Genomic DNA, 6,130 nt, shown 5'->3' with positions numbered 1-6,130 from the left:
TGAACCACGCGTTCCCATACCGAACACGACCGTTAAGCCCTTCAGCGCCGATGGTACTTGGACCGCAGGGTCCTGGGAGAGTAGGACGTCGCCAAGCACGAGAAGCCTGTCGCATTAATGCGGCAGGTTTTTTGTTATTTATGGGAGCCTGTCATCGAACCTGATCTATGAATTGCAAGATCTCGTTGTACAACCCTTCTGAATTATCTGTCCATCCAATTGGATAGACCCCCTGATCATCACAGCTATCCTTGCAGCTCAGAGTATAACCTCTAATAGTAGAAAAGGTACACTTGTTATCCACTAATCCACATTGTTCGTTATAATTAACGGTTCACTTTCACTATACACAGTGAATAAGTTGAACGATATATCCTTCCAGAGGGTTAATAGGATGTGGATTGCCGCTATCCACATGTGAATAACTTTTGGTCACATCACTTTTCCTCCAATAGAGACCACTTATCCCTACAATCGGATGCAAATGGGTTGTTTCTTTCTGATTTCCTTCTATATCATATCCTTCTTATCCCCACTCTGTTCATAACTCTGTTAATGAAATGAACAATCGCTTAACACACTTATGCACAGCTGTTCATAAATTCGGTACAAAGTAAAAGAATGATTAGGACGGCTGTGTATAAATAACGGTTTTCCACACCATGATAGGTAATACAGATAGCTGCTCCTTAACAGTGTACAATCGTCAGAAAATTGAAATTCCATCACTTGACCTTTATTAAATTTTGCGTATAATAAGATTAAAGTCAAAGAAAGTCAAAGTCAGTTGGGGCCGCATAGTATAATGCATCAACACGCTCCATGCAGCACAGGGAGGTTGGTGATATGCGAAACATTTCTGATCTCATCGAGCAGTATTTGAAGCAGATGCTGCAGGATAGCCCGGATGGCACTGTAGAGATACAGCGCAATGAATTGGCGGATAAGTTCTCGTGTGTACCGTCGCAGATCAATTATGTCATTAGTACCCGGTTCACACTGGAGAAAGGATACATGGTTGAAAGTAAGCGCGGAGGCGGAGGCTATATACGTATTCAACGGGTGGACTTGCCGGCGCTTAAGACGATTCAATTCCACATCCATCAAACGATTGGTGATTGTGTCGAACAAAGTGTCGCAGAGGGACTGATTTATCAGCTTGAAGAGGCGATTCTTATAACGAAACGCGAGGCTAATCTGCTTCGGGCAGCAGTTGATCGGGATACGATTGCAGTTATGCTGCCATTACGTGACGAAATAAGAGCGCGTATCTTACGGTCCATGCTGATTTCACTGTTAGTCAAATAACAGCTGAACACGCAACTGTATGTAGAGGAAGGAGGGGATTCGGCTTGATTTGCCAAGAATGCGGCAATAAGCCGGCGACGCTTCATTTTACCAAAATCGTTAACGGTGAGAAAACCGAATTTCACATCTGTGAATCTTGTGCAAGGGAACGCGGTGAAGGGATTCCAGGAGCTTTTAACGGATTCTCTATTCACAGCCTCTTGTCGGGCCTTCTCGATTTTGACCCATCAGGAGCAGCCGGGACGAAAGGAAGCAAAGCGCAGGAAACGATACGCTGTGAAGAGTGTGGATTAACTTATGCACAATTCAGTAAGATAGGGCGGTTTGGCTGCAGCTCATGCTACCGTCAGTTTGGAGAACGGTTAGATCCGTTGCTGAAACGGGTACATGGTAATACAGTTCATATCGGCAAAATTCCTACACGCTGCGGTGGACAAATACAGTACAAACGTGAAATTGATCAATTGCGCAGGGATTTGCAGAGCCGTATTGAACAAGAAGAATTTGAGAGCGCAGCTCACATTCGGGATCGAATTCGTGAGCTGGAGCGTAAAATAGTAGACCTGTAAGGCCGATTGAAGGAGGGTTCCTCTTGACGAAACGTCGTTTCTCACAGCAACCGTTAAGCGATTGGATGAAGGGTGATGGACCAGATTCCGAAATCGTAATCAGCAGTCGGATACGAATCGCTCGGAACTTGCGTCATCTGCCATTCCCAATGTTGGCTACTGGCGAACAATCGCTTGAAGTGATGGAACAGCTAACAGCAATCGGCAATTCAGATAAGCTGGAGCCGATTGGTAAGTTCGACACCATCATCTTGTCGGAGCTCAACCAGCTTGAACGACGCGTTTTAGTGGAGAAGCATTTAATTAGTCCGAATTTAGCTAATGAGTCGCGTGGCGGTGCTGTTATTCTGAGTGATAATGAAGCTGTGAGCATCATGATTAATGAAGAGGATCATCTGCGCATCCAATGCTTATATCCGGGATTCCAGATAAAAGAGGCTTGGGAGCTTGCTAACCGAATCGATGACATATTCGAAGCGGAAGTAAACTATGCGTTCGATGAGCGAAGAGGATACTTAACGACCTGTCCTACGAATGTAGGCACTGGCATTAGGGCATCCGTCATGATGCATTTGCCAGCGCTTGTGCTTACGAACCAGATTAATCGAATTCTATCAGCGGTTACACAAGTTGGCTTGGCTGTTAGAGGATTATATGGGGAAGGCAGCGAAGCATTAGGTAACTTGTTCCAGATATCGAATCAGATTACGCTGGGACAATCAGAGAATGAAATTATCGACAATTTATACGGTGTAGTCAAGCAAATCATTGAGCATGAGAAGGCAGCAAGAGTAAGGCTGATGTCTGATTCGCGCTTGCGAATTGAAGACAGGGTGAAGCGGTCTTATGGTATTCTCGCTTATGCAGCGGTTATGGATTCCAAGGAATCTGCACAGCGGTTGTCTGATTTAAGGCTTGGCGTCGATCTAGGCTTACTGGATGATGTATCACCACAGGTGATGAATGAATTAATTGTAATGACACAGCCTGGGTTCCTGCAGCAGATATTCAATGAACAAATGAATTCGGAGCAGCGGGATTATCGAAGGGCTGAATTAATCCGCAATCAATTGCGGAGTCAAACCGAGCATGGGGGTGCGTGAACATGATGTTTGGACGATTCACTGAGCGGGCACAGAAGGTGCTGGCGTTAGCACAGGAGGAAGCGGTACGTCTAGGGCATAACAATATCGGAACAGAGCATATTTTGCTCGGTCTGATACGTGAAGGGGAAGGTATTGCAGCTAAGGCTTTGATCGGTCTTGGACTTGGTCTTGAGAAAATTCAAGATGAAGTGGAAGCTTTAATCGGCCGGGGACAAGAACAGCCGACGAACATTGCCTACACGCCGCGTGCCAAAAAAGTGATTGAGCTGTCTATGGACGAAGCAAGAAAGCTTGGACACACTTACGTTGGAACAGAGCATATTCTACTTGGTCTGATTCGTGAAGGGGAAGGCGTTGCAGCAAGAGTACTTAATAATCTCGGCATTAGCCTTAATAAAGCACGTCAGCAAGTCTTACAGCTGTTAGGCAGCAGTGAAGCAGTATCCAGCAATCACGGTGCTCCTTCTAATGTAAGCACACCGACGCTAGACGGCCTAGCAAGAGATCTAACGGCTTTCGCCAAAGAGGGCAATCTTGATCCGGTTATCGGTCGCAGCAAAGAAATTGAGCGTGTAATTCAAGTGCTCAGCCGCCGGACGAAGAACAACCCGGTACTGATCGGTGAACCTGGTGTCGGTAAGACAGCTATTGCCGAAGGACTTGCTCAAAAAATCATTGAGAATGAAATTCCAGAAACTCTTCGTGACAAACGTGTCATGACGCTCGATATGGGCTCGGTTGTAGCCGGCACCAAATACCGCGGTGAGTTCGAGGATCGACTCAAAAAAATTATGGATGAGATTCGCCAAGCCGGCAACATCATTCTGTTCATCGATGAGCTTCATACGCTAATCGGAGCAGGTGGAGCCGAAGGGGCAATCGATGCTTCTAATATATTGAAACCCGCGCTTGCACGTGGTGAGCTGCAGTGCATTGGCGCTACAACGCTTGATGAGTACCGTAAGTATATCGAGAAGGATGCTGCACTGGAGCGTCGATTCCAGCCAATCACGGTTGATCAGCCTTCTCCAGATGAAGCCGTTCAGATCCTATATGGCTTGCGTGATCGTTATGAGGCGCATCACCGTGTCAAAATCACAGATGAAGCAATCATTCAAGCAGTGAAGCTGTCTGACCGTTATATTACGGATCGCTTCCTGCCGGACAAAGCGATTGATCTTATCGATGAGGCTGGCTCTAAGGTACGTCTTAACTCGTACACCGTACCGCCTAACCTGAAACAGCTGGAGAACCGTCTGGAGGATATCCGCAAGGAGAAGGACGCTGCTGTTCAGAGTCAAGAGTTCGAGAAAGCAGCTGCTCTTCGTGACACGGAGCAAAAAATCCGTGAAGAGCTTGATGTTACGAAAAACCAATGGAAAGAAAAACAAGGACGTACCGATTCGGAAGTGACTCCGGAAGATATTGCTCAGGTAGTGGCTAGCTGGACTGGAATTCCAGTAAGCAAGCTGGCTGAGGAAGAGACGGAGCGCTTGCTCAAAATGGAATCTATTCTTCATGGTCGGATAATCGGTCAAGAAGAAGCGGTCAAAGCAGTGTCCAAGGCGATGCGCCGTGCACGTGCAGGACTTAAGGATCCGAAGCGTCCGATGGGATCCTTTATCTTCTTAGGCCCAACAGGTGTCGGTAAGACAGAGCTTGCAAGAGCATTGGCTGAAGCTGTATTCGGTGATGAGAATGCGGTTATCCGCATCGATATGTCCGAGTATATGGAGAAGCATTCGACCTCACGACTAGTTGGAGCGCCTCCGGGCTATGTTGGCTATGAAGAAGGCGGTCAATTGACCGAGAAGGTTCGCCGTAAGCCTTATTCCGTAGTATTGCTGGATGAGATTGAGAAGGCGCATCCTGAAGTGTTCAACATCCTGCTTCAAGTGCTGGAGGACGGCCGTCTGACCGATTCCAAGGGCCGCGTAGTCGATTTCCGCAATACGCTCATCATTATGACTTCTAATGTAGGTGCGGATCAGATTAAACGCAACTCGTCATTAGGCTTTACAGCCGTACAAGATGCGGGTCGTGAGTTTACACAAATGAAAGACAAAGTGCTCGGCGAGCTTAAGAAGAGCTTCCGTCCAGAGTTCCTGAACCGGATCGACGAGACGATCGTGTTCCACTCTTTGGAGCAAGAGCATATCTCGCAAATCGTGACACTTATGTCCGAAGATCTGCGCAAACGTCTGAAGGAGCAAGAGGTCGACTTCGTATTGACCGATACAGCCAAGGCGTTCCTAGCCAAAGAAGGTTTCGATCCGCAGTATGGAGCTCGTCCACTGCGCCGGGCTATTCAGAAGCATATTGAGGATCGGTTATCCGAGGAGCTGCTGATGGGTAATATTCAAAAAGGCGATACGCTGACGATTGATGAAAAAGACGGTGGTTTGACCGTTACCAAAACCACAGGCAATGAAGTGGTGCCTGCATCAGAAGAGCCAGCAACGAAATAAAATAGAGGAGAATGCCTTCTAATAGGAGGGCATTCTCCTTTTTTATGTACAGGGGATCAGTTGCATTAAGGAGACAATAAGACTATAGCTATATTGACAATGAGAATCATTATCGTATATACTGCATCTATTGAAACTATACAAATCAACAGATAAGTCAGATGTAGCTTTTATATAAACGTCGTTAATAAGTAGTGTCACTAATAAACCCGAGATGAGGTATTGCCCATGCTACGTATACAACCCGATGGTTGGGCTGCAGTCAAGCCTTTGCCAAGCGAGCTAGTGAAGCAATTCGTAAGAGCCGCACACATGGATCTGGATATGGTGAAGCGAATGTTGCAGGAAGAGCAAGGACTGCTTCACGCGGTCTGTGATTGGGGAGACGGTGACTGGGAGAGTGCGCTTAGCGCAGCAGCTCATGTTGGGCGTCGGGATATTGTACTCTATTTGATCGAGCAAGGTGCGAGCATGGATTTGTTCACGGCGGCTATGCTGGGCAAGCTAGGTATCGTTCATGCCATCATTAGTGATGATCCATCTCGTATTCATGCAAGGGGTCCACATGGTATTCCTCTTATTGTTCATGCCAAAATGGGCGGAGAAGAAGCACGCGGTGTCTATGCGTACTTGCAAAGCCTTCAATAACGGTAATAGTTAGTTTGCCTAGGAGGATGTT

At 46.8% G+C, this 6,130-nt stretch carries 5 protein-coding genes and 1 rRNA gene; all 6 read left to right on the top strand.

Features of this window, described 5'->3' with window-relative positions:
- Positions 1 to 97: ribosomal RNA gene (rrf, locus tag AC6ESP_RS26285) — 5S ribosomal RNA — on the top strand; the annotation flags it as partial.
- Positions 98 to 846: 749 nt separating this feature from the next.
- Positions 847 to 1,308 (top strand): CtsR family transcriptional regulator, encoded by a 462-nt coding sequence (locus AC6ESP_RS26280; protein ID WP_497099695.1) that lies wholly within the window; start codon positions 847 to 849, stop codon positions 1,306 to 1,308.
- 44 nt (positions 1,309 to 1,352) lie between these two features.
- Complete coding sequence (mcsA, locus tag AC6ESP_RS26275; protein WP_497099694.1) at positions 1,353 to 1,877, top strand: protein-arginine kinase activator protein McsA; 525 nt, start codon at positions 1,353 to 1,355, stop codon at positions 1,875 to 1,877.
- 23 nt (positions 1,878 to 1,900) lie between these two features.
- Positions 1,901 to 2,980 (top strand): protein-arginine kinase McsB, encoded by a 1,080-nt coding sequence (gene mcsB / locus AC6ESP_RS26270; protein ID WP_497099693.1) that lies wholly within the window; start codon positions 1,901 to 1,903, stop codon positions 2,978 to 2,980.
- A 2-nt stretch (positions 2,981 to 2,982) separates the two neighbouring features.
- Complete coding sequence (clpC, locus tag AC6ESP_RS26265) at positions 2,983 to 5,451, top strand: ATP-dependent protease ATP-binding subunit ClpC (protein WP_497099692.1); 2,469 nt, start codon at positions 2,983 to 2,985, stop codon at positions 5,449 to 5,451.
- A gap of 228 nt (positions 5,452 to 5,679) precedes the next feature.
- On the top strand, positions 5,680 to 6,099 hold the full coding sequence (locus AC6ESP_RS26260; protein WP_497099691.1) for an ankyrin repeat domain-containing protein: 420 nt from the start codon (positions 5,680 to 5,682) through the stop codon (positions 6,097 to 6,099).
- The last annotated feature ends 31 nt before the right edge of the window (positions 6,100 to 6,130 follow it).

The sequence above is a fragment of the Paenibacillus xinjiangensis genome (assembly GCF_059686975.1).
The sequence above is the reverse complement of the archived record's forward strand: the minus strand, read 5'-3'. Positions and strand labels throughout refer to the sequence as shown.